Source organism: Rhodococcus sp. PSBB066 (assembly GCF_017068255.1).
In the GTDB taxonomy this organism is placed as follows: Bacteria; Actinomycetota; Actinomycetes; order Mycobacteriales; family Mycobacteriaceae; genus Rhodococcus; species Rhodococcus aetherivorans.
The window spans coordinates 5,019,055-5,042,038 of sequence record NZ_CP070859.1 but is presented as its reverse complement, the minus strand read 5'-3'; the positions used below and the strand labels follow the sequence as shown (position 1 = coordinate 5,042,038).

Below are 22,984 nucleotides of genomic sequence, written 5' to 3'. Positions count from 1 at the left end.
CCGACATGCGACTCGCCACCCTCCGCCTCGACGGCACGACCGCCGCCGTGCGCGTCGATTCCGACACCACCGCCACCGTGATCGACGGCTACGCCGACCTGTCCGCGCTGCTGACCGACCCGGACTGGAAGACCGTCGCCGAGCAGGCCGCCGGACGCACCGTCGACCTGACCGACGCCGACTACGCGCCGGTCGTGCCGAACCCCGGCAAGATCGTCTGCGTCGGGTTGAACTACGGGACCCACATCAAGGAGATGGGCCGCGACCTGCCCGAGTACCCGACCCTGTTCTCGAAGTTCAAGGAGGCCCTCACCGGCCCCTACGACGACGTGATCGTCCCCGAGTACGCCGCCGCGCAGCTCGACTGGGAGGCCGAGCTGGCCGTCGTCATCGGCAAGCAGGCGTACCAGGTCTCCGAGGCCGACGCCGAGCAGTACATCGCCGGCTATTCGGTGATCAACGACTACACGATGCGCGACTACCAGTACCGCACGCTGCAGTGGGATCAGGGCAAGACGTTCGAGAAGACCAGCGGCTTCGGTCCGTTCCTGAGCACCGACTACGCCCTCGGCTCGCGCATCGAGACCCGGCTCGAGGGTGAGGTCATGCAGTCGGCCACCACGGACGACCTGGTGTTCACCCCGGCCAAGCTGGTGGACTACATTTCCCACATCGTCACCCTGCAGCCCGGCGACGTCATCATCACCGGCACCACCGGTGGGGTCGGGCACGCCCGTAAGCCTGCTCGCTACATCGGCAACGGGGAGACGGTCGAGGTCAGCATCGAGGGCCTCGGTTCGGTGCGCAACAAGACCATCGTCAAGTAGGAGCTCACCCGTGGGGTTCAACGATCTCGACCTGTCCGAGCGGCTGCTGATCGCCCGGCGCGGCACCGCGTACTTCTCCCAGCGTCTCGCCGAACTCACCGACGACGAGCTGGACGCACCGACCGCGCTCGAGGGGTGGACGCGTAAGCACCTCGTCGCGCACGTGGGCTACAACGCCGCGGCCCTGTGCCGGCTCATGGACTGGGCCGCCACGGGCGTCGAGACGCCCATGTACGCCTCCACCGAGCAGCGCGGACAGGAGATCGCCGAGGGCGCCACCCTCAATGCGGCGGCGCTGCGGAACCTGTTCACCCACACCGTGGCCCGGCTCGACGAGAAGTGGCGGCACCTGCCGGAGTCGGCGTGGCAGGCGCAGGTCCGCACGGCGCAGGGCCGGCTGGTGCCGGCCGAGGAGACCGCCTGGATGCGCACCCGCGAGGTGTGGATCCACGCGGTGGATCTGGGCAACGGCGCGCGCTTCGGCGACTTCCCGCCCGTCGTCCTCGACTCGCTGCTCGACGACATCGTGGGGATGTGGCGCAAGAAGGATCTCGGCGCCGGCCTCGTGCTCGAGGTCGACGGTCGCGACCCGATCGCCGTGCGACAGGACGCCGACCCGGTCACCAAGGTGAGCGGCCCGCTCGCCGCCGTGGTGCGCTGGGCCGCCGGACGTGGCGCCGTCGGACTCACCGCCGGCGCCGACGTGCAGCCGCCGCGCTGGCTCTGATCACCGCACACGACGACGGGGGCCTGCGACCGGACACGGTCGCAGGCCCCCGCCGCGTCGGTGGATCCTAGCGGGGGTCGACCTCGCAGGCGATGCCGTCGTCGTCGCGGTCCAGCTTCGGCGCGTAGCCGGGCTCGTCCCGGTACAGCGGCGCCACGCCGGCGTTCCACGCCTCGGTGCAGTTCTTGTATCCGACGCTCGGCGCCGGGGCCGGGGCCGCCTGGGGCGCGGGTGCCGGGGCAGGAGCCGGCGGGGCGGGCTGCGGGAACAGGAAATCCGCGGATCCGGTGGGCAGCAGGTCGGCGAGCGAGAATGCGTTCGCGGTGGCCGGAGCGGCGACGACGAGGGCAGCGCACCCGGCCGCGGTGGCGATGAGCCGACGAATCTTCATGTGTGTCTCTTTCTCTCGGGACGGCGCACGGATCGGGGGAATCCGCGCGGCCGCTCGATTATCCCTTTTGTCCATTCGCGGCACCGCATCGATCCCTTCTTCGATCATGAGAACTCGCTGATATCGGTCTCCCCGGGGTTTCACGCGCGGGAACCACGGTTGTGGTGCGCAACAGGGCGCACCGACGACAGGAGGACGATCATGGAGTTCGGCAGGAAGTGGATCGCAGTGGGAAATGAGCTTTGCTATCTCCAGACTCACATGATTTCGGCTATCGGCACTGAACCTGCAATGCGCGCGTAGCTACCGGCGCTGAATGCAGATGACCTTCGCATCTTCATCGCAAAGGCCATCTGCACCGAGTCTCGCTCTTATCTTTCGCGTGTCCTCAGGGAACGCTGATGAAGTTCGAAAATCCGCCATGTCGGGCAGGCAGGTCGGCGAGTGCTTCGTTGATCTTCTCGAGCGGGAAACTGTGGTGTTCGAAGACCGAGAGGTCGAGGACCCCGGCGCCAGCGAGGTCGGCCATGTCCTGGGCTTCGGCGGTGGAGAACCACAAGCTGCCGAGCACGCTGATCTGCCGGCACATCAGCGAGAACATATCCAGCGGTGGGCGTTCCATCATGCCGCCGATATCGACCGCGACGCCACCGCGACGGAGGGTGGTAATGGCGTCGAGGAACGATTCGGCAGGGGCGCCGGGACCGAGGGCGTCGATGACGATGTCGACGCCCTCGCCGTGGTTGTGCTCGTGCACCCAGCTGCGCAGCTCACCCTCCCCGGCTGGGAGGACGTGGATTCGGTCGGGGGCGATCGCGCGGACGTCGTCGAGCAGGCCGGCGTTGCGGCCGGTGCCGAAGATGCGGGTCGCGCCGAGCGCGAGGGCGTTCAGGCAGGTGCCCAGGCCCAGAGTTCCTGAGATGCCGTCGATCAGGACCGTGGTGCCCGGGCCGGCGCCGGCCTTGCGCAGTGCCGAGTAGCCGGTGCCGAGATAGCCGAAGCGGGCGCCTTCCTCGAAGCTGACCGTGTCGGGCAGTTTGACCAGATTGCGTTGGGGTGCGGTCAGATACTCGCTGAGGCCGCCATAGGGGTAGGCGTCGAACATTTTCTGGCCGTCGGCGCCGAAGGAGAAGTAGCCCATGAAGGTATAGCGGTCACAGTTCTGATCGTTACCCTGCCGGCAGGCGCGGCAGCCGCCGCAGGAGATGCCGGGGTTGACGTAGACCCGGTCACCGACGGCGACGTCGGTGACATGGCTGCCGACGGCGGCGACGACACCGGCAGAGTCGAGACCGAAGACGGCGGGGAGCTTGGGCAGCGGCAGATAGGGGAACCATTCGCTGTAGGTGGCCAGGACGTTGCTCAGGTTCGGCACGACGTTGCATGCCTTGACCTGTACCAGCACATCGGTCGGCCGTGGCTCGGGAACAGGGAGGTCCTCGATCTGCATCGGCTGATTGATCTCGTGGAGGCGGGCCACACGCATGGTGGACTTCATGTACGAAAACTCCTGATATTTAGTGTGTTTGGTCGCGGTCTATAGGTGGGGATGTACGGCGCGGTCATGTGCCCGCATCGAAGCGAGCTTCGGTGTGATCAGGCGCGGGTGCCGGTGACCGTCGCGGTCAGGGCGGTGCGGACCTCGTCGACGGTGCTGATCTCGGCCAGCAGTCCGAGTGAGTCGATGCTCGCGTGGTGCGCTGCGGGGGTGGCTGCGGAGCATGCATCTTCGACGATCACCACCCGGTAGCCGAGATCGCTGGCCACCCGGGCAGTGCCCTCGACGGAGGCGTTCGTGGCCACTCCGGCGAAGACGAGAGTGGTGATGCCCTTCTCGCGCAGGACGGTGTCGAGGTCGGTACGAGCGAACGCGCCGATGCGCTGATGGGTGAGCACGATGTCATCTCCGTGCGGTGCGAGCGGTTCAACGATCTCGGCGAGTTCGCTGCCCTCTTTGAGGCAGCCGGATTGAGCGACGATGCCCAGCAGGGGTGAATTGACCTCGAGATCGGAGAAGTCGGGCTTCCACGCGACCCGGGTGTAGACGACGGTTGCGGCGGCCGTGCGGGCGGCGGCGATGAGCGCGGCAATCTGGTCGATGACGTGGCGTACGGTGACCTGCTGGTGGAAGAAGTCGGCGAAGGCGCCGGTGGGGCCGACGATGTCGCCTTGGCAGTGCACTGCCACGACGGCGGTGGTGCGCGGGTCGAGTTCCATCAAGAGCTCCTGGCTGGGAAAGGGTGGGGGCGGTCAGGCGTGGGCGAGGATCGAGTGCCCGATGTTGTCGATGTCGCGGGCAGCGGTGAACGGGTTGGACAGGAAGACCTGGAGTATGTCGACGCCGGCCTCGCGCATCAGGGCCGCCTTCTCGCGCAGGTCGGCGGGGGATCCGTACAGGCACCAGTAGTCGACGAGTTCTTTGGTGATGATCGGACGGTGTCGGGGATCGAGTCCGCGCAGGTATTTCGCCCAGACATCGAGGTAGTGCGGCTGGTCCGGGGTCTTCGGGTCAGCGAGGTACTGCTGGGCGGCGGTGAGGGACGCGTCGACAATCGGATCGCCGAGCTCTTCGCGGTGCTGGTCCATCAGCCCGGCGTTGGTGATGCATGAGCTGATCGGGCCGGAACCGAAGCCGTTGGTGACGCCGTCTTCCCAGGTTTCCCCGTTGCCGAGTTGGTAGAACCACGACAGAGAGACGAGCTTGACCGAACCCGGTGCCCGGCCGGCATCGGCGACCGCCTTGTCGAGTTCGCGGCGGATCAGGCCGATCATGTCGGTGTCGGGCCCGAGGCAGTAGACGACGGCGTCTGCGTACTTCGCCGCCTCGGCGAGCCCGCGGGGTCCGCCGGCCGCGACCCAGATTGGTATGTGGTCGGTGACGTTGTAGAAGCCACTGTCCTTGTCGAGGAACTCCACTTCCCGGGACTGCCCGAGCCAATGGTGGGTGACCCGGTGGCCGGCCATCAGCTCTCGTGAGACTTCGATGGCGTGGGTGAGTTCGGAGATCTTCGCGGTGCGGTTGCCCATCGAGCGCAGGGCGTTGTTGGCGGTGCCGATGCCGAGGAAGGTCCGGCCGGGGGCCAGGGCGTTGAGGGTGGCCATCGAATTGGCGGTGACCGGGGCGATCCGGGTCAGCGGATTGGTGACCATGGTGCCCAGGTTGATGGTGCTGGTGTGCTGGGTGGCAAGGGCGAGGAACTGGTAAGGGTCGGAGAACAGCAAGGGGCCTTCGCCGACGCCGAAGTGTGTGATGCCCAGGTCCTCGGCCCGTTTCACCACTGCGACCTGATCGATCTTGGCGCAGGTACCGATACAGAATTCCATGTTCTTCTCCTTGCATGTGGCCCGCGTTGCCGAGGGCACTGCTCGGCCTGTCGCCCGCAGAGGGCGCATGTCCGGGTGCCGGGATATGGCGCGTACGGCGTGCCCTCCGGCGTTAACCCCGAGGTTGGCCACGATGCCCCGTCCATCAGGTCTGGAATGCTAGCGTTCCAGACGAAGGTAACCCACAGTGACTCACACCACAAGTACTAGAATGCAAGCTGTTGCGGTGAGCGCCGCGGCATAAGGGGGAGCCATGTCCGGGACGCCGACGGAAAGCCTGACTCGATGACCACCACCGACACCGGCCCCAAGCCGGGCAGTGAGGCCGCCGCCCTGCTCGCCAATGTCCGCACCTCGGGGGCGCGGCTGTCCTCCGCGTTGTACGACATTCTGAAGAACCGGCTGCTCGAAGGGCGCTATGCGGCAGGCGAGAAGATCGTCGTCGAGTCGATCCGGCAAGAGTTCGGGGTGAGCAAGCAGCCCGTCATGGACGCTCTGCGCCGCCTGTCCAGCGACAAGCTGGTCCACATCGTTCCCCAGGTCGGTTGCGAGGTCGTCTCCTACGCCCCGCGCGAAGTGGAAGACTTCTACACCCTGTTCGGCGGTTTCGAAGGGACCATCGCCGCGGTAGCGGCCTCCCGGCGGACCGAGGCCCAGTTGCTGGAGCTGGACCTGATCTCGGCGCGGGTCGACGCCCTGATCACCTCCCACGACCCGGTGGTCCGCGCCCGCGGGTACCGCGTGCACAACCGGGAGTTCCATGCGGCCATCCACGCGATGGCGCACTCGCGGATCATGGAGGAGACCAGCCAGCGAATGTGGGATCTGTCGGACTTCCTGATCAACACCACCGGCATTACCAACCCGCTCTCGAGCGCACTGCCCGACCGGCAGCATGACCACCACGAAATCACCGAGGCCATCCGCAACCGTGACGCAGCTGCCGCCCGCGAGGCCATGGAACGCCACATCGTCGGCACCATCGCAGTAATCCGCGACGAATCCAACGCCCAGCTGCCGAGCTAGACCCCGATACCCGGGCCATCGACCGGCTCCGCTATCGCGCCACCTACGCCGAGGGGGGACTCTCGGCCGTAGCGCTGCAGACGATCCACCGGCACCCTCCGCGCTGACCCCTGTCTCGCCCCAGAGGGCCGGCGCGCCGTCGATCACCTTTACCCTCATCCAGAGACTTGCGTCACCCTCTATGCCCGAGTAGCGTCTGAACTAGACGTCTAGCATTCTAGTTGAGTGCTCCCTCTCGAAGATTCTCCAGAGAACCCCTCTCGAACATCCCCAGAAGAAAGGAGCGGCCATGACGACCGCTTCGCACGCATCGTCCTTCGGGGCACGAGCCCACTTCCGCCCACAGATCGGGGAAGCCCGACCGTGAGCACCACACCTACCTCCCCGACGAAGACTTCACCGCTGCGGGTAGCGATGGCCAGCTTCATCGGTACCACCGTCGAGTACTACGACTTCTTCATCTACGGCACCGCGGCCGCGCTGGTATTCCCTGAGTTGTTCTTCCCGGATGTCTCGTCCGCGATCGGAATCCTGTTGTCGTTCGCGACCTTCGGCGTTGGGTTCCTCGCCCGCCCGCTGGGTGGCATAGTGTTCGGGCACTTCGGTGACCGGGTCGGCCGCAAGCAGATGCTGGTGATCTCCCTGGTCGGAATGGGCTCGGCCACCGTACTGATGGGATTGTTGCCCGGTTACGCCCAAATCGGGATCGCCGCCCCCATCCTGCTGACCCTGCTGCGCCTGGTGCAGGGCTTTGCCGTCGGCGGCGAGTGGGGTGGAGCCACCCTGATGGCCGTCGAGCACGCCCCCACCGCGAAGAAGGGCTTTTTCGGATCCTTCTCCCAGATGGGGGCACCCGCCGGGACCAGCGTCGCAACCCTGGCGTTCTTCGCGGTCTCCCAATTGCCCGACGAGCAGTTCCTGAGTTGGGGCTGGCGACTGCCGTTCCTGTTCAGCGCGGTGCTGATCGTGATCGGGCTGTTCATTCGCCTGTCCCTGGCCGAAAGCCCCGACTTCGCCGAGGTGAAGGCACAGAGCGCCGTGGTGCGAATGCCGATCGCCGAAGCGTTCCGCAAGCACTGGAAGGAAATTCTCCTCATCGCGGGCACCTACCTGTCCCAAGGAGTGTTCGCCTATATCTGCATGGCCTACCTCGTCTCCTACGGCACCACCGTCGCGGGGATCAGCCGCACCTTCGCCCTGGCCGGAGTATTCGTCGCCGGCATCGTCGCCGTCCTCCTCTACCCCGTGTTCGGCGCTCTGTCCGACACTTTCGGCCGCAAGACCATGTACCTGCTCGGCGCCGCCGCGATGGGTGTGGTGATCGCCCCCGCCTTCGCACTGATCAACACCGGCAACCCGTGGCTGTTCATGGCCGCGCAGGTGCTGGTCTTCGGAATTGCAATGGCCCCCGCCGCCGGCGTGACAGGCTCCCTGTTCACGATGGTCTTCGACGCGGACGTGCGCTACAGCGGTGTCTCTATCGGCTACACCATCTCCCAGGTCGCCGGCTCCGCGTTCGCCCCGACGATCGCGACCGCCTTGTACGCCTCCACCAACACCAGCAACTCGATCGTGACCTACCTGCTGATCGTCTCGGCCATCTCGATCGTCTCGGTGATCCTGCTGCCCGGCGGCTGGGGGCGCAAGGGCGCTGCGAGCCAGCTCACTCGCGACCAGGCCACCTCCACACCGAAAATGCCTGACAACGAAACATTTTCGACTCGGACAGTTCCGGACACCGCAGCATCCCTGCGCGTCCTCGACAAGTGAAGTGATGACAGACATGAGTGACCACGACCGCACCTCCTACGACACCGACGTCGTGATCGTCGGCCTCGGCCCCGCCGGTGGCACAGCGGCGCTTGCCCTGGCCAGCTACGGCATCCGCGTTCACGCCGTCTCGATGTTCCCCTGGGTGGCGAACTCGCCGCGCGCGCACATCACCAACCAGCGCGCCGTCGAAGTGCTGCGTGACCTGGGCGTCGAAGACGAGGCGCGCAACTACGCCACCCCGTGGGACCAGATGGGCGACACGCTGTTCACCACGAGCCTGGCCGGCGAGGAGATCGTCCGGATGCAGACCTGGGGTACGGGCGATATCCGCTACGGGGACTACCTGTCCGGAAGCCCCTGCACGATGCTCGACATTCCGCAGCCCCTGATGGAGCCGGTGCTGATCAAGAACGCCGCCGAACGTGGTGCGGTCATCAGCTTCAACACCGAATACCTCGACCACGCCCAGGACGAGGACGGGGTGACCGTCCGGTTCCGCGACGTCCGCTCGGGCACCGTGTTCACCCAGCGAGCCCGCTTCCTGCTCGGTTTCGACGGCGCACGATCGAAGATCGCCGAACAGATCGGGCTTCCGTTCGAAGGTGAACTCGCCCGCGCCGGTACCGCGTACATCCTGTTCAACGCGGACCTGAGCAAATATGTCGCTCATCGGCCGAGCATCTTGCACTGGATCGTCAACTCGAAGGCCGGTTTCGGTGAGATCGGCATGGGTCTGCTGCGCGCGATCCGACCGTGGGACCAGTGGATCGCCGGCTGGGGCTTCGACATGGCGAACGGCGAGCCGGATGTCTCCGACGACGTTGTCCTCGAACAGATCCGGACCCTCGTCGGCGACCCGCACCTGGACGTCGAGATCGTGTCGAGGTCCTTCTGGTACGTCAACCAGCAGTGGGCTGAGCACTACCAGTCCGGTCGAGTGTTCTGCGGCGGCGACGCGGTGCACCGGCACCCGCCGAGCAGCGGGCTGGGCTCGAACACGTCCATGCAGGACGCGTTCAACCTGGCATGGAAGATCGCGTTCGTCGTGAAGGGGTATGCAGGACCGGGTCTGCTCGAGTCCTACTCTCCTGAGCGTGTTCCGGTCGGCAAACAGATCGTCGCTCGCGCCAACCAGTCCCGCAAGGACTACGCCGGGCTGCGCGAATGGTTCGATCACGAGAGCGACGACCCGGTCGCCGCCGGCCTGGCAAAGTTGAAGGAACCCTCGTCCGAAGGTGTTGCTCTGCGTGAGCGGCTGTACGAGGCGCTGGAGGTGAAGAACGCCGAATTCAACGCCCAGGGCGTCGAACTCAACCAGCGCTACACCTCGTCCGCGGTCGTTCCCGACCCCGAGGCGGGCGAGGAAGTGTGGGTGCGCGATCGTGAGCTGTACCTGCAGGCCACCACCCGGCCGGGCGCGAAGCTGCCGCATGCGTGGCTGGTCGGCGCCGACGGAACCCGCATCTCCACCCTCGACGTCACCGGCAAGGGAATGATGACCCTGCTGACCGGACTCGGCGGCCAGGCATGGAAGCGTGCCGCCGCCAAACTCGACCTGCCGTTCCTGCGGACCGTCGTTGTCGGCGAACCCGGCACCATCGACCCTTACGGATACTGGCGGCGGGTCCGCGACATCGACGAGGCCGGCGCCCTGCTCGTGCGGCCCGACGGCTACGTCGCGTGGCGACACAGTGCTCCGGTCTGGGACGACACCGAAGCGCTCACCAGCCTCGAGAACGCTCTCACCGCGGTCCTCGACCACTCGGCCAGCGACAACGGGAACCCGAGCGGCACAAACGAGCCGCAGTACAGCACCCGGGCCGTGCCGATCGTCGTTCCGCACGTTACCGCCGAGGATGCAGCACCAGCTTCCGCCACCCGCACCACCACAGTCGAGGGAGAGAACCGATGACCCGTCCTTACACCAGCGTCTGGGACGACCTGAACCAGGTCGAGTTCAGCCAGGGATTCATCCAGGCCGGCCCCTACCGGACCCGATACCTACACGCCGGCGACTCGTCCAAGCCCACGCTGATCCTGCTGCACGGCATCACCGGCCACGCCGAGGCGTACGTGCGCAATCTGCGCTCGCATTCCGAGCACTTCAACGTCTGGGCAATCGACTTCATCGGCCACGGCTACTCGACCAAGCCCGACCACCCGCTCGAGATCAAGCACTACATCGACCACGTGCTGCAGTTCCTGGACGCCATCGGCGTCGAGAAGGCCTCGTTTTCCGGGGAGTCTCTCGGCGGCTGGGTCACCGCCCAGTTCGCGCACGACCATCCCGAGAAGGTCGACCGGATCGTGCTCAACACCATGGGCGGCACCATGGCCAACCCTCAGGTGATGGAACGTCTCTATACCCTGTCGATGGAAGCGGCGAAGGACCCGAGCTGGGAACGCGTCAAAGCACGCCTCGAATGGCTCATGGCCGACCCGACCATGGTCACCGACGACCTGATCCGCACCCGCCAGGCCATCTTCCAGCAGCCGGATTGGCTCAAGGCCTGCGAGATGAACATGGCACTGCAGGACCTCGAAACCCGCAAGCGGAACATGATCACCGACGCCACTCTCAACGGCATCACGGTGCCCGCGATGGTGCTGTGGACCACCAAGGACCCCTCCGGTCCGGTCGACGAAGCCAAGCGCATCGCCTCCCACATCCCGGGCGCCAAGCTGGCCATCATGGAGAACTGTGGCCACTGGCCCCAGTACGAGGACCCCGAGACCTTCAACAAGCTGCATCTGGACTTCCTCCTCGGTCGCAGCTGACACAGACCCCGGCCGGTGCCGCCAACCCCTGCAACCCGGGCGGCACCGGCCGGATCCCACTTACCCGACCTATTGCGCTCTCGTCCGGACCCCCGGAGAGAAAGCGCCGAAGCAGCAGCAAGGAGACCGCCGCGATGCCTGTAGCGCTGTGCGCGATGTCGCACTCCCCCCTGATGGGACGCAACGACCCCGAACAGGAAGTCATCGACGCCGTCGACGCCGCATTCGACCACGCGCGCCGGTTCGTCGCCGACTTCGCCCCCGATCTCATCGTCATCTTCGCCCCCGACCACTACAACGGCGTCTTCTACGACCTGCTGCCGCCGTTCTGTATCGGTGCCGCCGCGCAGTCCGTCGGCGACTACGGCACCGAAGCCGGCCCTCTCGACGTCGACCGTGACGCCGCCTACGCAGTCGCCCGCGAAGTCCTCGACAGCGGCATCGACGTCGCATTCTCCGAACGCATGCACGTCGACCACGGATTCGCCCAAGCACTCCAATTGCTGGTCGGATCGATCACCGCCGTGCCGACCGTGCCGATCTTCATCAATTCGGTCGCCGAACCGCTCGGCCCGGTCAGCCGGGTACGGCTGCTCGGCGAGGCGGTCGGGCGGGCCGCTGCCAAGCTGGACAAGCGTGTGCTGTTCGTCGGATCCGGCGGCCTGTCCCACGACCCGCCGGTCCCGCAGTTCGCCACCGCGCCAGAGGAAGTGCGCGAGCGGTTGATCGACGGCCGCAATCCCAGTGCCGCCGAACGTGATGCCCGCGAACAGCGCGTCATCACCGCCGGGCGGGACTTCGCCGCCGGCACCGCCGCCATCCAGCCACTGAACCCCGAATGGGACCGGCACCTGCTCGACGTCCTCGCCTCCGGCGACCTCGAGCAGATCGACGCGTGGACCAACGACTGGTTCGTCGAACAGGCCGGACACTCCTCCCACGAAGTGCGCACCTGGATCGCCGCGTACGCGGCAATGAGCGCCGCCGGGAAGTACCGCGTCACCTCGACCTTCTACCGCGAAATCCACGAGTGGATAGCAGGATTCGGAATTACTACCGCCGTCGCCGTCGACGAATAGACCCCGCCGCTCCCGCCCCGCAGTCCCAACGAAAGGTGGCCCCGGATGACCTCCGTCCGCCCGTGCTCGCCGTCGGTGAACGCGGGCTGGTCGGTGGGCAGGAAGACCTCATCGCCGACATCGCCCTCGACCTCGCAGCTCGTCAGTAGGAATGCACACGGGCCGAGGAGTCGCGCTGGTCACCGGGGCCAGCCGCGGCATCGGGGCGGCCATCGCAGATGCGGTGGCCGCCTCCGGTGCCGCCGTAATCGTCCACTACGGATCCGATCGGACGGCCGCCGCTGCGGTGGTCGACGGCATCACGGCTGCCGGGGGCCTCGCGGCTGCGGTCCAGGCCGACCTGTCCCGACCCGAGGGGCCTGAAGAGCTGGTGCGGGAGTTCGACTCCGCGCTCGACGGTCTCGGGCTCGACCGAGGGCTCGACATCCTCGTCAACAACGCCGGAATCAGTCGGCGCGGAGCGCTCGAGCGCGTCACTGTCGAGGATTTCGACCGTCTGGTCGCACTCAACCAGCGCGCCCCGTTCTTCGTGACTCGGCATGCCCTGCCCCGGATGCACGACGGCGGTCGCATCGTCAACATTTCCTCCGGATCCGCCCGCTACGCCAGACCCGACGTCATCAGCTACGCCATGACCAAGGGGGCGATCGAGGTGCTCACCCGCGCCCTCGCCGTAGACGTCGGCGAACGAGGCATCACCGCCAACGCCGTGGCGCCGGCCGCGCTCGATACCGACATGAACGCGCACTGGCTTCGCGGTGACGACCATGCCCGCACCACCGCCGCGTCCACCACTGCACTGCGAAAACTCGCCACCGCGGAGGACATCGCCGCGATCGTGGCCTTCCTCGTCAGCGCCGCCGCCGGTGCGATCACCGGGCAGGTCATCGACGCCACCAACGGCAACCGGCTCTAACCAGAACTTACCCGGTCCCGGGTCTACTCTCACCGCTTGGAGAGATCGGGCACGAGAGGCTTGCGGTGCATCGTATGCGGCCGCCTCGAATCCAAGCGGACGAAGAATCCAGACTTGCCGGTCACGCCCCGACAGGCATGGAGCCGGCCGGACCGATCATTCCCAGGAGCCGGAGCTGTGAAGCTGGGATGTCTGCCCGCGGTAGTACACCAACGGCCGGTTGTCGCTGAAGTCGACGTCGGTGACGCGGCCGATCATGCCGAGGTGGTCCCCGGCTTCGAAAACATGGTCCTGCTCGCACAGCACCGTGGTGACGGCGTTCTTGATGGTGGGGATTCCGTGGTGATATTCCCACTCACCGAGGTCGAACTTCGCTCCGTCGAGTCGAGCGAAGCCGTGGCAGATCTCGGCTTGATCCTCGGCGAGGACGTTGATGCAGAATGTGCGACAGCGCCGAAGCTGGGCGAACGTCGATGATCCGGAGAAGGCGAAGAACGCCACCAACGGTGGATCGAGCGATACCGAGGTCAGCGAGCCGATGGTCATGCCGACCGGTTCCCCGTCGCACAGGGCGGTGACGACGGCGACCGAGGTGGGCACGCGGCCCATGGCCCGCCGGATCGTCGTCGCATCGACCTCGTGCTCGTCGGCCGGTCGGGTATCGCGTGCGGGGGGTTGCAGCGTTGTGGTCATGGTCGGTTTCCTGGGAGGTCGGGGACCCGGTCGGGAGGACACCGGTGCCTGCTCGGGTCAGAGGAGGAATTTGTCGACGGCTTCGACTGTGTCGTCGAGTTTTTCCACCTGGGGGATGTGGCCGCAGTCGTCGACGATGATGACGGTGCTGTCGGCGATGAGCTTGTGGAACTGATCGGCGTAGTCCACCGAGATGAGCCTGTCGTTGCGGCCCCACACGATCAGCGTGGGTGCGGTGATGCGGTGCAGGCGGTGCCGCAGGCCGCGGTCGGGGATGGGCCAGGCGAACTTGCCGGTGCAGCCGAACGCCCACACCATCGCCGCGGCCGCGGCCTGCTGCTGGGCGAGGTCGTCGGAGGGTGCGAGCATCGCCTGGGCGGCCGGGCTCGCCGGGTCGTGGAACAGCAGGGCCGGTAGCTGGTCGGGGGGTGTGGCGATCCAGTTGGCGACCGGGGCGGTCTCGGTCCACAGCCCGATCGGGTCGAGCAGGACCAGCTTGTCGGGCAGGGTGGGGAAGGTGGCGGCGAGTTCGGCGGCGAGCATGCCGCCGAAGGACTGCCCGATCACCACGGGATGGTCGAGCCCGAGGGTGCGGACCAGCTCCTCGTAGGCCAGCACCATGTCGCTGAGGGTGTCGATGGTGTGGATGGCGTACGGGTTGCCCTCGCTGGTGCCGGGGAATTCGGGGGCGTAGACGGTGTACCGGGACGCCAAATGGGACAGGAACGGATCCCACGCCAGACCGGCGGCCGGGTGCAAATACAGCAGCGGTGCGCCGGCGCCGGCGACCTTGACGGTGATGGCGAGCCGGCCGCCCCAGACGTCGACGGTCTGTTCGGTGATGGTGGGTGTGGTGCTCATCGGGCGTTCGCTCCTGCCTTCGTGGTGGCGGTGATGTCGTAGGCGATGGGGGTGCCGCCGAGTCGGCTCGGCCACCAGTGGTGTTCGTGGTCGGTGTCGGTCCACAGCGTGCGCAGCCGCGGCAGGACCTCCTCGGCGAACAGGTGGATGTTCTTCATCACCAGGTGCCGGGGCAGCGAGCCGAAGCCGAGCATGGCGTGCAGATTGCCGATGCCGTATTCGCGGCAGAAGGCGAGCAGCTGTTCGGCGACGGTGTCGGGGCTGCCGACCACCACGACACCGGCCTCGACCAGATCGCGGAAGGTGGCGGTGCGCATGCGGTGGTACAGGCCGAAGTCGCCGGGGTCCTTGATCAGGGCCTTGACGCCGTTGATGTCGATGGCGCCGGGCAGGCCGAGCTTCTCGATCGGGATCGAGCCCAGGCCCTTGCGGAAGGCGTACTCGGCGTGCGGACCGTACTCGGTCTCGGCGCGTTCGTCGGTCTCGGCGACGGCGATGGTCTGCAGGAACCCGATGCGGTAGGGATTGCGGGCGACGCCGGCCTCGTCGGCTTGTTCCCACATGCGGTCGAAGATGCGTTTGCCGGTCAGTTTGGCGCCGAACCAGCTCAGGTAGTTGAACCCGAAGCCGCGGTCGAAGCACATCCGCATGGTGCGTGGGTTGCCGATGCCGGTGATCCACACCGGCACGTTCTCCTGCAGCGGCCGCGGCCACATGTTCACCATCGGATATTGGGTGTAGCGGCCGTTCCAGGCGAACGGTTCCTGCTCGCGCCAGGCCCGCAGGACCAGTTCGAGGTTCTCGTCGAACCGGGGGCGGACCTCGATCGGCGGGATGCCGTTGTTGAGGTTGGCGTCGTAGCTCAGGCCCACGGTCAGGCCGGCGACCAGGCGGCCGCCGCTCATCACGTCGATCATCGCGTATTCCTCGGCGGCCCGGAGCGGCTCGCGGGCTTTGCCCAAAGAGCGGCCCATCGGGTAGACGGCGACGTCGAGTCCCTCGGTCTCGGTCATGTAGGCCAGCGCGCTCGAGATCAGATCGGGGTTGGGGACCATGTCGTAGCTGCTCTGGCCGTGTTCGGTGACCGCGACGCCGTCGTAGCCGCTGCGCGCCCCGAGCATGAGCTCGTCCATGAAGTCCCGGATCGAGGAGTACATCCCGTCCCGGGTGACGAGCGAGTACGGGATGCTGTACACCGACTCGTATTTGGTCTCGAAGTCGTCGGGCAGGTACCGGTACGGCGCCTGCAGGAACAGGTTGACCTTCACGTGTTCTCCTCCACAAGTGCGACGAGGTGAGAAACGCCCAGCCCGCGGTCCCACCGGAACGAGAGGCCCGTCACTGTCCGGGGTCGGTGTGATCCAGCTCTCGAAGATGAGGCTAGGAGGCAGAAACCTAGATGTCTAACACCTGTTTGTTCAGCTATTGAGATATCTTCCATCTGAATGTCAGACTGGGGTATGGAGCTGCGCCATATGAAGTACTTCGTCACCGTTGTCGACGAGGGCAGCTTCACCCGGGCGGCCGAGCGGCTGTCCATCGCCCAGTCCCCGGTCTCCCATCAGATCCGCAAGCTCGAACGCGAACTCGGCGTGCGACTGCTCGCGCGCACCACCCGCTCGATCGCCCTGACCGAGGCCGGCCGGGTGTTCTACGACCGCTGCGTCGCCCTGCTCGCCGCCAGCGAGGACGCCGTGGATTCGGCGCGCAAAGCCGACCGCGGAGAAATGGGAGCATTGTCGTTGGGGTTCACCGGCTCGGCCACCTACGACCTGATGCCCAACCTGGTCCGTGCCTACCGCGAACGCAACCCGCTGGTGGAGCTCACCCTGCGCAGCGAGATGCTCACCCCGGCCCAGGTTCAGGCCCTGCTCGATGGCACCCTGTCCGTCGGATTGCTCCGACCCCCGGTGAACGCGCCCGGCATCGTCGTCGAACTGCTGCGCAACGAACCCCTGCTGGTGGTCATGCCCGTACAGCACCCCATGGCCAGCGCCACCACGATCGACCTCCACGATCTCGCCGACGAGGCATTCATCGGCTACTGCTCCCCGTCGACCATGCACGACACCCTGATCACCGCGTGCAGGCAGGCGGGCTTCGTTCCCACCGTCCGGCAACAGGTGGCCGAGACCTCCACCCTGGTCGCCCTCGTCGCCGCCGGCCTCGGGGTCGCCCTCGCGCCCGAGTCGGTACGGCACCTGCGCATGAACGGTGTCACCTACCGACCGCTGAGATCTCCGAAAGTGTCCGTGCCCCTGGCCTTGGCCTACCGCGAGGACACCATCGGCCCACTCATCCGTCGCTACCTCGACACCGCCCGAACCGTCCTGCGCAGCAAGAAACTGCTCGACACCACGTCCGATCTCGACGAGTTGGGCCAGTACATCGACACGATCTGAAGCACATCTGTCTCGTGCTCCTGGCGTTCGAGGCGGCACAATATCGGTTATCGGCTGCATGTATGGCAATCTTTAGGCCAATAACGGGGCTATCAGCGGCCCGGGCACCTGCACCGCCGCCACCGGCGTATGGGACGCACCCGTCGGGGACCGAGGCATCCCGATGAGGAGAGGGTGCCGATGGCCCGGCGCCGGCCCCGCGGCGGTCGGCGGCGTCTGTCTCGCACTTTCCGCCATGGTGATGCCCGCGCTGGCCCGGTGATCCGCCGAGGACGCGGCCGCGACCATGGTCGCGATCAACGACGGGCCGTGCAGCCGGCCGTGGTCAGGCCGATCTTGTCGGCGGTGCCCAACAGGTCGGCTCACCCTTCTTCATGTCCGACACTCGGTTTCGATCTACTCACCGCGAAGCGGCAGGCTGGGGCCGTGGGTCTCGATGATGCGGCTGCGCGTGTCATCCCTCGAGGGCGATCGCGATGAAGACACAGCTCGGCCCCGCCTGGAATGCAGGCGGGGGCCGAGCCGAATGTCACGGTTGGTTCAGGGGACTCAACGGCCTACCGGGACGGCGGTGCTCTCGTCCTCGCTGGAGACCTTCTCTTCGCCGGGCAGCGGGATGCGGTCCATTTCGAGACCGGCTGTTTCCGGGATGAACCTGACGGCTACCAGGGTGACCAGAGCCAGCACCACGATGTAGGCCGAGAAGATCCACCCGACATCCATGGAGTTGAGCCAGGCGTAGAGATAGGGCGCCGTGCCGCCGGAGAGTGCGGCACCCACGGAGGTCCAGATGCCTACGCTCGTCGCGCGGGCTTCCGTGGGCGACTGCTCGGACATGACTGTGGAGTGGATCGACGACTGGATGCCCCATACGAGCAGGGCAACTCCCTGCGACACGAACAGGGTCCACGGCGCCGACGTCAGGACCCAGTTGATGGGGAACACCACCACAATGACCGCGACAGCCCACAACACCAGTTGCTTGCGGCGCCCGATCCGGTCCGAGAGCCGCCCCCAGAACGGCAGTGCGATGGAGGCAAGAATCTGTGCGCAGAACGTTGCGATGTAAGCCCCGTTGGGATCCATGCCCTTGCCGGAAATGGCGAACGACGAGGAGAAGTTCACCCACGTGTAGTAAAGGACGTTGGTCAGGAGGCTCAGCATCAGAATGCGGACGGCGATGATCACCAGCTGCCGGCGCGTGATCACCCGGACCGACGCGGTGCCGGCGGCCGCCTTGGCTTCCTCGAAGAATCCGGATTCTTCGGCCTGACGGCGGAGGAACAGCGCGAAGATGGCCAGCACTGCTCCGATGGCAAAGCCGATGCGCCACCCGAACTCCGACATGTCGTCCTCGGAGATGATCGACGTCAGAAGGATGCTCATCGCGGTTGCCGCCATGACGCCGAGCAGCATGGTCATCATGATGCTGCTACCCCACAGGCCCCGCTTGTTCGCCGGGGCGATCTCGGCCAGGTATGTGTAGGCGTTTCCGCTTTCGCCGCCGTGGGCGATGCCCTGGATGAGCCGAGCCGTCAGAAGGAGAACCGAGGCCCAGATGCCGATGGAGTCGTAGGTCGGGATCACCGCGATCAGGAGACTGCCTGCGCCCATCATGAGCATGCAGATGACCAGGGATGTGTTGCGTCCCAGCCTGTCTCCCAGTCGGCCGAAGATCAGCCCGCCGAGGGGGCGGGCGAGGAAGCCGCCGGCGAACACCGCCAGCGTGGAGAGCAGCGCCGACTGGGGATCGTTCTTGTCGAAGAAGTTGGCGGCCAAGTATGTGGTCAGGAGCGCATACATGGTCCAGTCGAACTATTCGAGGAAGTTTCCCGAGACGACGGCGATCATGGACTTCCGCCGATTCCTCGGAAAGTGCCCTGTGCCGTTGGGTATTCCGGCGCCGTCGCCGGCAGTGGCTGTCGTTGACATGGAGAACCTATCGAAGGGAGAAGTTGAGGGAGGGGAACGGCTCCTATGAGGCACGGCCCCGGGGTGAGAGGTGTGACCCACCGCGCAGAGCTTCTCATATCCTCAGTAGTGCAATCCAATTCTGATTGATCTGAATTCACTATGAGTTCGATAGCGGGGATTGACCAATCCGAAGGTACGTCGACGGGAACGACAAGAACCCCAGCGGAACCGGGACTTCGGTGAGTCCGGTCGGGGCTGATCCGGCCCTTTCGGGGCAACGTCGGGTTACCGGATGAGGAGTACCGGCTCGGGCTCGGGTGTGGGCAGGAGCTCCCGGGCAATGGCCACGACAGCGTGCAGGGCAGGATCCGTGTTCTTCTTGTGCCATGCCAGCACAGCGGCCATTTTCGGTACCGGTGTGGAAAACGCCCGATAGCAAAGTCCCGGGCATTTGGATGTGCTGTACGGAGGAGACAGTCACTGTGATCCCGACACCGGCGGCGACGAGACTGAGAATCGTGTAGGAATCGGGCGCCTCCTGGACGATGCGCGGGGAGAAGCCCGCCTGCAGGGCGATCAGCGCCGTGGCGTCCCTGACCGTGGAGCCTAGCGTGCCAGGGAAAGTCACGAACGGCTCACCGGCCAGGTCGGCGACTTCCAGCTCCGGTTTCGCCGCCAGTGGGTGGTCTTCGGGCAGCGCAGCCACCAGCGTCTCGAAGTCGATGATGTGCCAGTCGATCGACGGGTCGCGCACAGGCAGACGAGCCAAGCCCATGTCGAGGCTTCCGGAGAGGGTCTGATTCACCACCGCTCCGCCGTACGTCTGCCCCTGGAGAGCAAGGTCGATGCCCGGTTCGCTGCCCTTGACGGCCCTGGTGATCAGAGGCAGGACGCGGCGGCTGCTGACGCTGGCAAAACCCAAGGAAGCTCTGCCGGTAATTCCTGAGCTGCCGAACATCGCCGCGCGTTTTGCCAGGTCCAAGTCGTTCAGAACTTTCTGCGCCGGGCCCTGCAACGCCTGGCCCGCCTTCGTGAGTGAGACGGACCGTGTGTTGCGCTCGAACAGCTGGACGCCGAGCTCCCTTCTCCAACTGCTGGATCTGCTGGCTGACGGGAGGCTGCGCCATATGAAGCCGCGCGGCCGCCCGGCCGAAGTGAAGTTCCTCCGCTACCGCAAGGAACGTGCGCAGGTGACGGATCTCCACTACTGCCCCCATTGATCAATCTCGACTATCAGACCGTGCCGCTATTGATATTAGGCGAGCATCAATTTCAGCAGAGCCTCCCGGTGGGAACTCGACGCTCCGGCCGAGAAAGCGGACGACGAAGGCGAATAATCGTCAGACCCCATCGGATCGCATTCTTTCGGCAGTAGCCACGCAAGCGTCGGACCGGGCCGCGCCCCTGGTCGGCGGCACTGGAAGGATGTCGCCATGAGCGATATACACACCGTCGCATTCGGCGACGTGGAGATCGAGGTGCTCGTCGACGGATCCGGCCCGGCCGTGGTGTTGCTGCCGTCCCTCGGCCGCGACTCCTACGAGTTCGACCCGATCGCAACCGACCTCGCCGCCGAGGGCTTCCGTGCGATCCGGCCCCAGCCGCGTGGCGTGGGCACGAGCCGCGGTCCGCTCGAGGACCTCGACCTGCACGACCTCGCCCGCGACGTCGCCGAGGTGATCGAGCGGCTCGACGCGGGCCCGGCCGTCCTCGCCGGGCACGCCTTCGGCCATTACGTCGCGCGGGTCCTCGCTGCGGATCGGCCCGACCTGGTGCGGGGGGTGGCGATTCTCGCCGCGGGCGCCCGCCGGTTCCCGGAGTCGCTCACCGAACGCGTCGCCAAGTGCTCCGACCTGTCGCTGCCGGATGCCGAGCGGCTCGAGCACCTGCGGGCGGTGTTCTTCGCCGAGGGGCACGACCCGGCGGTGTGGCTCGACGCCTGGTGGCCCGCCGCGATCGTCGCGCAGCGCCGGGCGATGGCCGCCACGGACAAGGAATCATGGTGGACGGTCGCGCCGTCGCCGCTGCTGGACCTGCAGGCAGGCGACGACGTGTTCCGTCCGGCGCCGACCCGCGGCGAACTCACCGGGCAGTTCGGCGCCGACCGGGTCACGGTCGTGCTGATCCCCGGGGCCGGGCATGCCCTGATCCCCGAGGTTCCGCACGAGGTCGCCCGGGCCCTGGTCGACTGGATCCGCGTCCTGCCCTGAGTATCGGTACCGAAAGCCGTTGCCCGCGTGCGCTGGTGCGCACGCGGGCAACGATTCCCCACGCGGGGAACGACGGTTCGATCAGCCGAAGGCGAGTGTCACGTCGTCCGAGGTGGACGCTGCGCGCAGCGGGTCGATGGCCACGGCCCCACCGTCGACCGGGCGGAAGGGTGCCACCACCGCCGGATCGATCCGCAGCACCGTGAAGCCGGCGACGGCGCCGGCGCCGAAGCCCGGAGCGAAGATCCGCACGGGTTCGGTGATCACCCCGTCCCGGACCGCGTCGTGGATGGCGAGCGGGATGCTCGCCGACGAGGCGTTGCCCACCTTCTCGATGTTGAAGTACAGGCGGTCCGACGAAAGGCCGGCGTCCGCCGCGAGCTCGGTGATCATCGTCTTGTTCGCCTGGTGCGGGACGATCAGGTCGATGTTGTCGAGCAGCGTTCCCATGCCGCCCTCCGGGGCGGGCAGGGCCTTCACGTCGTCGAGCATCTGGACCAGATAGCGGCCGGCGAGCGCCTTGACCTCGGGTCCGTAGACGGTGATGTAGTTGTCGAAGTCCGGGTTGGGCCAGATGATCGAGTTGACCTGGCTGTTCGGGCCGCTGGCGTAGGTCTGCATGTACTCGATGTCCGGTGCGGAGCCCTCGGGCGCCACGCCGACCACGAGCGCAGCCGCGCCGTCGCCGAAGATCATGCGGGAGGGGCGCACATTGCCGATCTTGTCGGAGAACTTCTCCACGCACACCACCAGCACCGGCCGTTGCACCTGCTGCAGGATCCGGGTGGCCTCCGCCAGCCCGTACGGCAGGCCGGCGCACGCGGCGACCAGGTCGAACGAGGCGTGGGTCTGGGCGATGCCCAGCTCGCCGGAGATCCACGTGGCCAGCGACGGGATCAGCCGGGCGCTGGTGCAGGTGCACACGATCACGGCCCCGATGTCCTCGGGTCCCACCTGCGCGTGCTCGAGCGCCGACTTCGCCGCCGACAGCGCGAGGTCCTCGAAGCTGCCCGAGGTGTAGCGGCGCTGCTCGATGCCGGTCTTGGCGGTGATCTCGTCCGCGGTCATCGGCGACCAGTTGTAGGCCGAGTTGCGGATCAGATCCTCGTTGGTGCACACCTGATCACCGTGCGCGACGGCGAGGGCCTCGATGCGCGGCTGCACCGCGAAGTCGCGGCGTACGTCGATCGTCGGGTACGGCCGCGAGGGCTGCACCGGCTCGACCTTCGCGGGGACGGCGGCGCGGGCGGTCCGACCCGAGGTGACCCGGGAGATGAACCGCTGCACGTGCCGGTCGCGCGGGTAGTAGAGCACGACGTAGTCGTCGTCGCGAAGCTGCCCCACCTCGGTGAGCTCGACCTGGGTTCGCTCCCACGGCTGCTGGTTGTGCAGCACCATCGACCAGCGCCGCAGCGCCTCGAGCTCGGCGACGTCCTCGTGGCAGTCGAGGATCTCGTCGTAGCCGAACCGGGGGAAGTCCGGGTTGTACGCACCGAGGCGCATCGTCCGGTTCGACGGATCGGAGATCAGCTCTGCGACGGTGGGCTTGACCGTCGGCAACCCGGAGGCGATGTGCTTGCGGGCGCCGAAGACGTCGAAGAGGGTCTCGAAGATCCGGTCCTCGGCGGGGTCGTCCCAGCCCGCGGGCAGGGCGCGGTAGGCGTCCGCGACCTGGGCGGTCTTCGTCTCACTGTCCGGCCACGGCGTCAGGACGGGCATGTAGACGTCGTCGCGGTTGCGCGGCACGTCCGACCACCGGGTGGGGCGCTTGTCGAACATCGTGATCGCGAAGCGGTTGGCCCAGAACAGGTTCAGCGCCATGTCGCGCATGAGATCGACCTTGGTGCGGTAGACGCCCTGCGCGTGGCGCGAGAGGATCTCCGAGACCGTGGGGGCCTTGGTCTCGAAATCGCGACGGATGACGGCATCGAGCTGCTCGACGCTCGTCATCGTCGAGAAATCGAGATCGGGAAAGAAGTTGGACGGGAAGACGATCCGCCCGTGTCGGTTGAGCTCGAAAGGCTGCATGTGCCGAAGTACCGTTCAGTGAGAAGTGCGGAGGT

Annotated in this window: 20 protein-coding genes and 2 pseudogenes; 11 read left to right on the top strand and 11 right to left on the bottom strand. The window is 66.6% G+C overall.

The window, feature by feature from the left end; genetic code table 11:
• Positions 1–5: 5 nt before the first annotated feature.
• Together JYA75_RS22845 and JYA75_RS22840 are read left to right on the top strand one after the other, a co-directional pair.
• Positions 6–827 (top strand): fumarylacetoacetate hydrolase family protein, encoded by an 822-nt coding sequence (locus tag JYA75_RS22845; protein ID WP_203329407.1) that lies wholly within the window; start codon positions 6–8, stop codon positions 825–827.
• Positions 828–837: 10 nt separating this feature from the next.
• Positions 838–1,554: a maleylpyruvate isomerase family mycothiol-dependent enzyme gene (locus JYA75_RS22840; protein WP_029542602.1), complete on the top strand. Its 717-nt coding sequence runs from the start codon at positions 838–840 to the stop codon at positions 1,552–1,554.
• A 67-nt stretch (positions 1,555–1,621) separates the two neighbouring features.
• Here the strand turns inward: JYA75_RS22840 and JYA75_RS22835 are convergent, their stop codons facing one another.
• From JYA75_RS22835 to JYA75_RS22820, 4 genes are all read right to left on the bottom strand, one after another.
• On the bottom strand, positions 1,622–1,945 hold the full coding sequence (locus tag JYA75_RS22835; protein WP_203329406.1) for an excalibur calcium-binding domain-containing protein: 324 nt from the start codon (positions 1,943–1,945) through the stop codon (positions 1,622–1,624).
• Between the two features lie 388 nt (positions 1,946–2,333).
• The gene (locus tag JYA75_RS22830; RefSeq protein ID WP_006938963.1) at positions 2,334–3,443 is read right to left on the bottom strand and encodes an alcohol dehydrogenase catalytic domain-containing protein; all 1,110 of its coding nucleotides are present in this window, start codon (positions 3,441–3,443) and stop codon (positions 2,334–2,336) included.
• A 98-nt stretch (positions 3,444–3,541) separates the two neighbouring features.
• Positions 3,542–4,162 carry an isochorismatase family cysteine hydrolase gene (locus JYA75_RS22825; protein WP_006938964.1) on the bottom strand — a complete coding sequence of 207 codons (621 nt, stop codon included), beginning with the start codon at positions 4,160–4,162 and terminating at the stop codon, positions 3,542–3,544.
• Positions 4,163–4,195: 33 nt separating this feature from the next.
• Positions 4,196–5,269 (bottom strand): LLM class flavin-dependent oxidoreductase, encoded by a 1,074-nt coding sequence (locus tag JYA75_RS22820; protein ID WP_029542606.1) that lies wholly within the window; start codon positions 5,267–5,269, stop codon positions 4,196–4,198.
• 285 nt (positions 5,270–5,554) lie between these two features.
• Here JYA75_RS22820 and JYA75_RS22815 point away from each other — a divergent pair, with 285 nt between their 5' ends.
• From JYA75_RS22815 to JYA75_RS22785, 7 genes and pseudogenes are all read left to right on the top strand, one after another.
• Positions 5,555–6,295 carry a GntR family transcriptional regulator gene (locus JYA75_RS22815; RefSeq protein WP_006938967.1) on the top strand — a complete coding sequence of 247 codons (741 nt, stop codon included), beginning with the start codon at positions 5,555–5,557 and terminating at the stop codon, positions 6,293–6,295.
• Positions 6,296–6,709: 414 nt separating this feature from the next.
• Complete coding sequence (locus tag JYA75_RS22810) at positions 6,710–8,065, top strand: MFS transporter (protein ID WP_050034913.1); 1,356 nt, start codon at positions 6,710–6,712, stop codon at positions 8,063–8,065.
• Between the two features lie 4 nt (positions 8,066–8,069).
• Complete coding sequence (locus JYA75_RS22805) at positions 8,070–9,980, top strand: FAD-dependent monooxygenase (RefSeq protein ID WP_006938969.1); 1,911 nt, start codon at positions 8,070–8,072, stop codon at positions 9,978–9,980.
• A complete protein-coding gene (locus JYA75_RS22800; protein ID WP_006938972.1) occupies positions 9,977–10,846 on the top strand; it encodes an alpha/beta hydrolase in 870 nt (289 codons plus the stop codon). Before JYA75_RS22805 ends, JYA75_RS22800 begins: the two co-directional genes overlap by 4 nt.
• Positions 10,847–10,980: 134 nt before the next feature.
• The gene (locus JYA75_RS22795; RefSeq protein WP_203329405.1) at positions 10,981–11,925 is read left to right on the top strand and encodes a 3-carboxyethylcatechol 2,3-dioxygenase; all 945 of its coding nucleotides are present in this window, start codon (positions 10,981–10,983) and stop codon (positions 11,923–11,925) included.
• Positions 11,926–11,987: 62 nt separating this feature from the next.
• Positions 11,988–12,074: pseudogene (locus tag JYA75_RS22790) on the top strand (hypothetical protein); the annotation flags it as partial.
• A gap of 2 nt (positions 12,075–12,076) precedes the next feature.
• The gene (locus JYA75_RS22785) at positions 12,077–12,841 is read left to right on the top strand and encodes an SDR family oxidoreductase (RefSeq protein ID WP_203329404.1); all 765 of its coding nucleotides are present in this window, start codon (positions 12,077–12,079) and stop codon (positions 12,839–12,841) included.
• Between the two features lie 156 nt (positions 12,842–12,997).
• Here JYA75_RS22785 and JYA75_RS22780 read toward each other — a convergent pair whose 3' ends face one another.
• The 3 genes from JYA75_RS22780 to JYA75_RS22770 are packed head-to-tail and all read right to left on the bottom strand — an operon-like array spanning position 12,998 to position 15,663.
• The gene (locus JYA75_RS22780) at positions 12,998–13,534 is read right to left on the bottom strand and encodes a flavin reductase family protein (protein WP_006938981.1); all 537 of its coding nucleotides are present in this window, start codon (positions 13,532–13,534) and stop codon (positions 12,998–13,000) included.
• 57 nt (positions 13,535–13,591) lie between these two features.
• Positions 13,592–14,395 (bottom strand): alpha/beta hydrolase, encoded by an 804-nt coding sequence (locus tag JYA75_RS22775; protein ID WP_203329403.1) that lies wholly within the window; start codon positions 14,393–14,395, stop codon positions 13,592–13,594.
• The gene (locus tag JYA75_RS22770) at positions 14,392–15,663 is read right to left on the bottom strand and encodes an LLM class flavin-dependent oxidoreductase (RefSeq protein ID WP_203329402.1); all 1,272 of its coding nucleotides are present in this window, start codon (positions 15,661–15,663) and stop codon (positions 14,392–14,394) included. Before JYA75_RS22770 ends, JYA75_RS22775 begins: the two co-directional genes overlap by 4 nt.
• Before the next feature lie 177 nt (positions 15,664–15,840).
• Here JYA75_RS22770 and JYA75_RS22765 point away from each other — a divergent pair, with 177 nt between their 5' ends.
• The gene (locus JYA75_RS22765) at positions 15,841–16,797 is read left to right on the top strand and encodes a LysR family transcriptional regulator (RefSeq protein ID WP_168579411.1); all 957 of its coding nucleotides are present in this window, start codon (positions 15,841–15,843) and stop codon (positions 16,795–16,797) included.
• Between the two features lie 549 nt (positions 16,798–17,346).
• On the opposite strand, the gene JYA75_RS22760 is transcribed toward JYA75_RS22765, so the two are convergent.
• The 3 genes and pseudogenes from JYA75_RS22760 to JYA75_RS28920 all read right to left on the bottom strand — a co-directional run.
• Positions 17,347–18,600: an MFS transporter gene (locus tag JYA75_RS22760; RefSeq protein ID WP_203329401.1), complete on the bottom strand. Its 1,254-nt coding sequence runs from the start codon at positions 18,598–18,600 to the stop codon at positions 17,347–17,349.
• Positions 18,601–18,868: 268 nt separating this feature from the next.
• The gene (locus tag JYA75_RS22755; RefSeq protein ID WP_239010604.1) at positions 18,869–19,669 is read right to left on the bottom strand and encodes a LysR family substrate-binding domain-containing protein; all 801 of its coding nucleotides are present in this window, start codon (positions 19,667–19,669) and stop codon (positions 18,869–18,871) included.
• A gap of 127 nt (positions 19,670–19,796) precedes the next feature.
• Positions 19,797–19,928: pseudogene (locus JYA75_RS28920) on the bottom strand (LysR family transcriptional regulator); the annotation flags it as partial.
• A gap of 216 nt (positions 19,929–20,144) precedes the next feature.
• Between JYA75_RS28920 and JYA75_RS22750 the strand changes: the two are divergent.
• Positions 20,145–20,921 carry an alpha/beta fold hydrolase gene (locus JYA75_RS22750; protein ID WP_161995081.1) on the top strand — a complete coding sequence of 259 codons (777 nt, stop codon included), beginning with the start codon at positions 20,145–20,147 and terminating at the stop codon, positions 20,919–20,921.
• Between the two features lie 81 nt (positions 20,922–21,002).
• Here JYA75_RS22750 and JYA75_RS22745 read toward each other — a convergent pair whose 3' ends face one another.
• On the bottom strand, positions 21,003–22,949 hold the full coding sequence (locus JYA75_RS22745; RefSeq protein WP_029542617.1) for a 3-oxoacyl-[acyl-carrier-protein] synthase III C-terminal domain-containing protein: 1,947 nt from the start codon (positions 22,947–22,949) through the stop codon (positions 21,003–21,005).
• Positions 22,950–22,984 lie beyond the last annotated feature (35 nt).

Excerpts from the sequence above, each read along its gene's own strand:
- JYA75_RS22845 (WP_203329407.1), top strand. The coding sequence starts at position 6 with ATGCGACTCGCCACCCTCCGCCTCGACGGCACGACCGCCGCCGTGCGC.
- JYA75_RS22835 (WP_203329406.1), bottom strand. The coding sequence starts at position 1,945 with ATGAAGATTCGTCGGCTCATCGCCACCGCGGCCGGGTGCGCTGCCCTC.
- JYA75_RS22830 (WP_006938963.1), bottom strand. The coding sequence starts at position 3,443 with ATGAAGTCCACCATGCGTGTGGCCCGCCTCCACGAGATCAATCAGCCG.
- JYA75_RS22825 (WP_006938964.1), bottom strand. The coding sequence starts at position 4,162 with ATGGAACTCGACCCGCGCACCACCGCCGTCGTGGCAGTGCACTGCCAA.
- JYA75_RS22820 (WP_029542606.1), bottom strand. The coding sequence starts at position 5,269 with ATGGAATTCTGTATCGGTACCTGCGCCAAGATCGATCAGGTCGCAGTG.
- JYA75_RS22815 (WP_006938967.1), top strand. The coding sequence starts at position 5,555 with ATGACCACCACCGACACCGGCCCCAAGCCGGGCAGTGAGGCCGCCGCC.
- JYA75_RS22810 (WP_050034913.1), top strand. The coding sequence starts at position 6,710 with ATGGCCAGCTTCATCGGTACCACCGTCGAGTACTACGACTTCTTCATC.
- JYA75_RS22805 (WP_006938969.1), top strand. The coding sequence starts at position 8,070 with ATGACAGACATGAGTGACCACGACCGCACCTCCTACGACACCGACGTC.
- JYA75_RS22800 (WP_006938972.1), top strand. The coding sequence starts at position 9,977 with ATGACCCGTCCTTACACCAGCGTCTGGGACGACCTGAACCAGGTCGAG.
- JYA75_RS22795 (WP_203329405.1), top strand. The coding sequence starts at position 10,981 with ATGCCTGTAGCGCTGTGCGCGATGTCGCACTCCCCCCTGATGGGACGC.
- JYA75_RS22785 (WP_203329404.1), top strand. The coding sequence starts at position 12,077 with ATGCACACGGGCCGAGGAGTCGCGCTGGTCACCGGGGCCAGCCGCGGC.
- JYA75_RS22780 (WP_006938981.1), bottom strand. The coding sequence starts at position 13,534 with ATGACCACAACGCTGCAACCCCCCGCACGCGATACCCGACCGGCCGAC.
- JYA75_RS22775 (WP_203329403.1), bottom strand. The coding sequence starts at position 14,395 with ATGAGCACCACACCCACCATCACCGAACAGACCGTCGACGTCTGGGGC.
- JYA75_RS22765 (WP_168579411.1), top strand. The coding sequence starts at position 15,841 with ATGTCAGACTGGGGTATGGAGCTGCGCCATATGAAGTACTTCGTCACC.
- JYA75_RS22760 (WP_203329401.1), bottom strand. The coding sequence starts at position 18,600 with ATGTATGCGCTCCTGACCACATACTTGGCCGCCAACTTCTTCGACAAG.
- JYA75_RS22755 (WP_239010604.1), bottom strand. The coding sequence starts at position 19,669 with ATGTTCGGCAGCTCAGGAATTACCGGCAGAGCTTCCTTGGGTTTTGCC.
- JYA75_RS22750 (WP_161995081.1), top strand. The coding sequence starts at position 20,145 with ATGAGCGATATACACACCGTCGCATTCGGCGACGTGGAGATCGAGGTG.
- JYA75_RS22745 (WP_029542617.1), bottom strand. The coding sequence starts at position 22,949 with ATGCAGCCTTTCGAGCTCAACCGACACGGGCGGATCGTCTTCCCGTCC.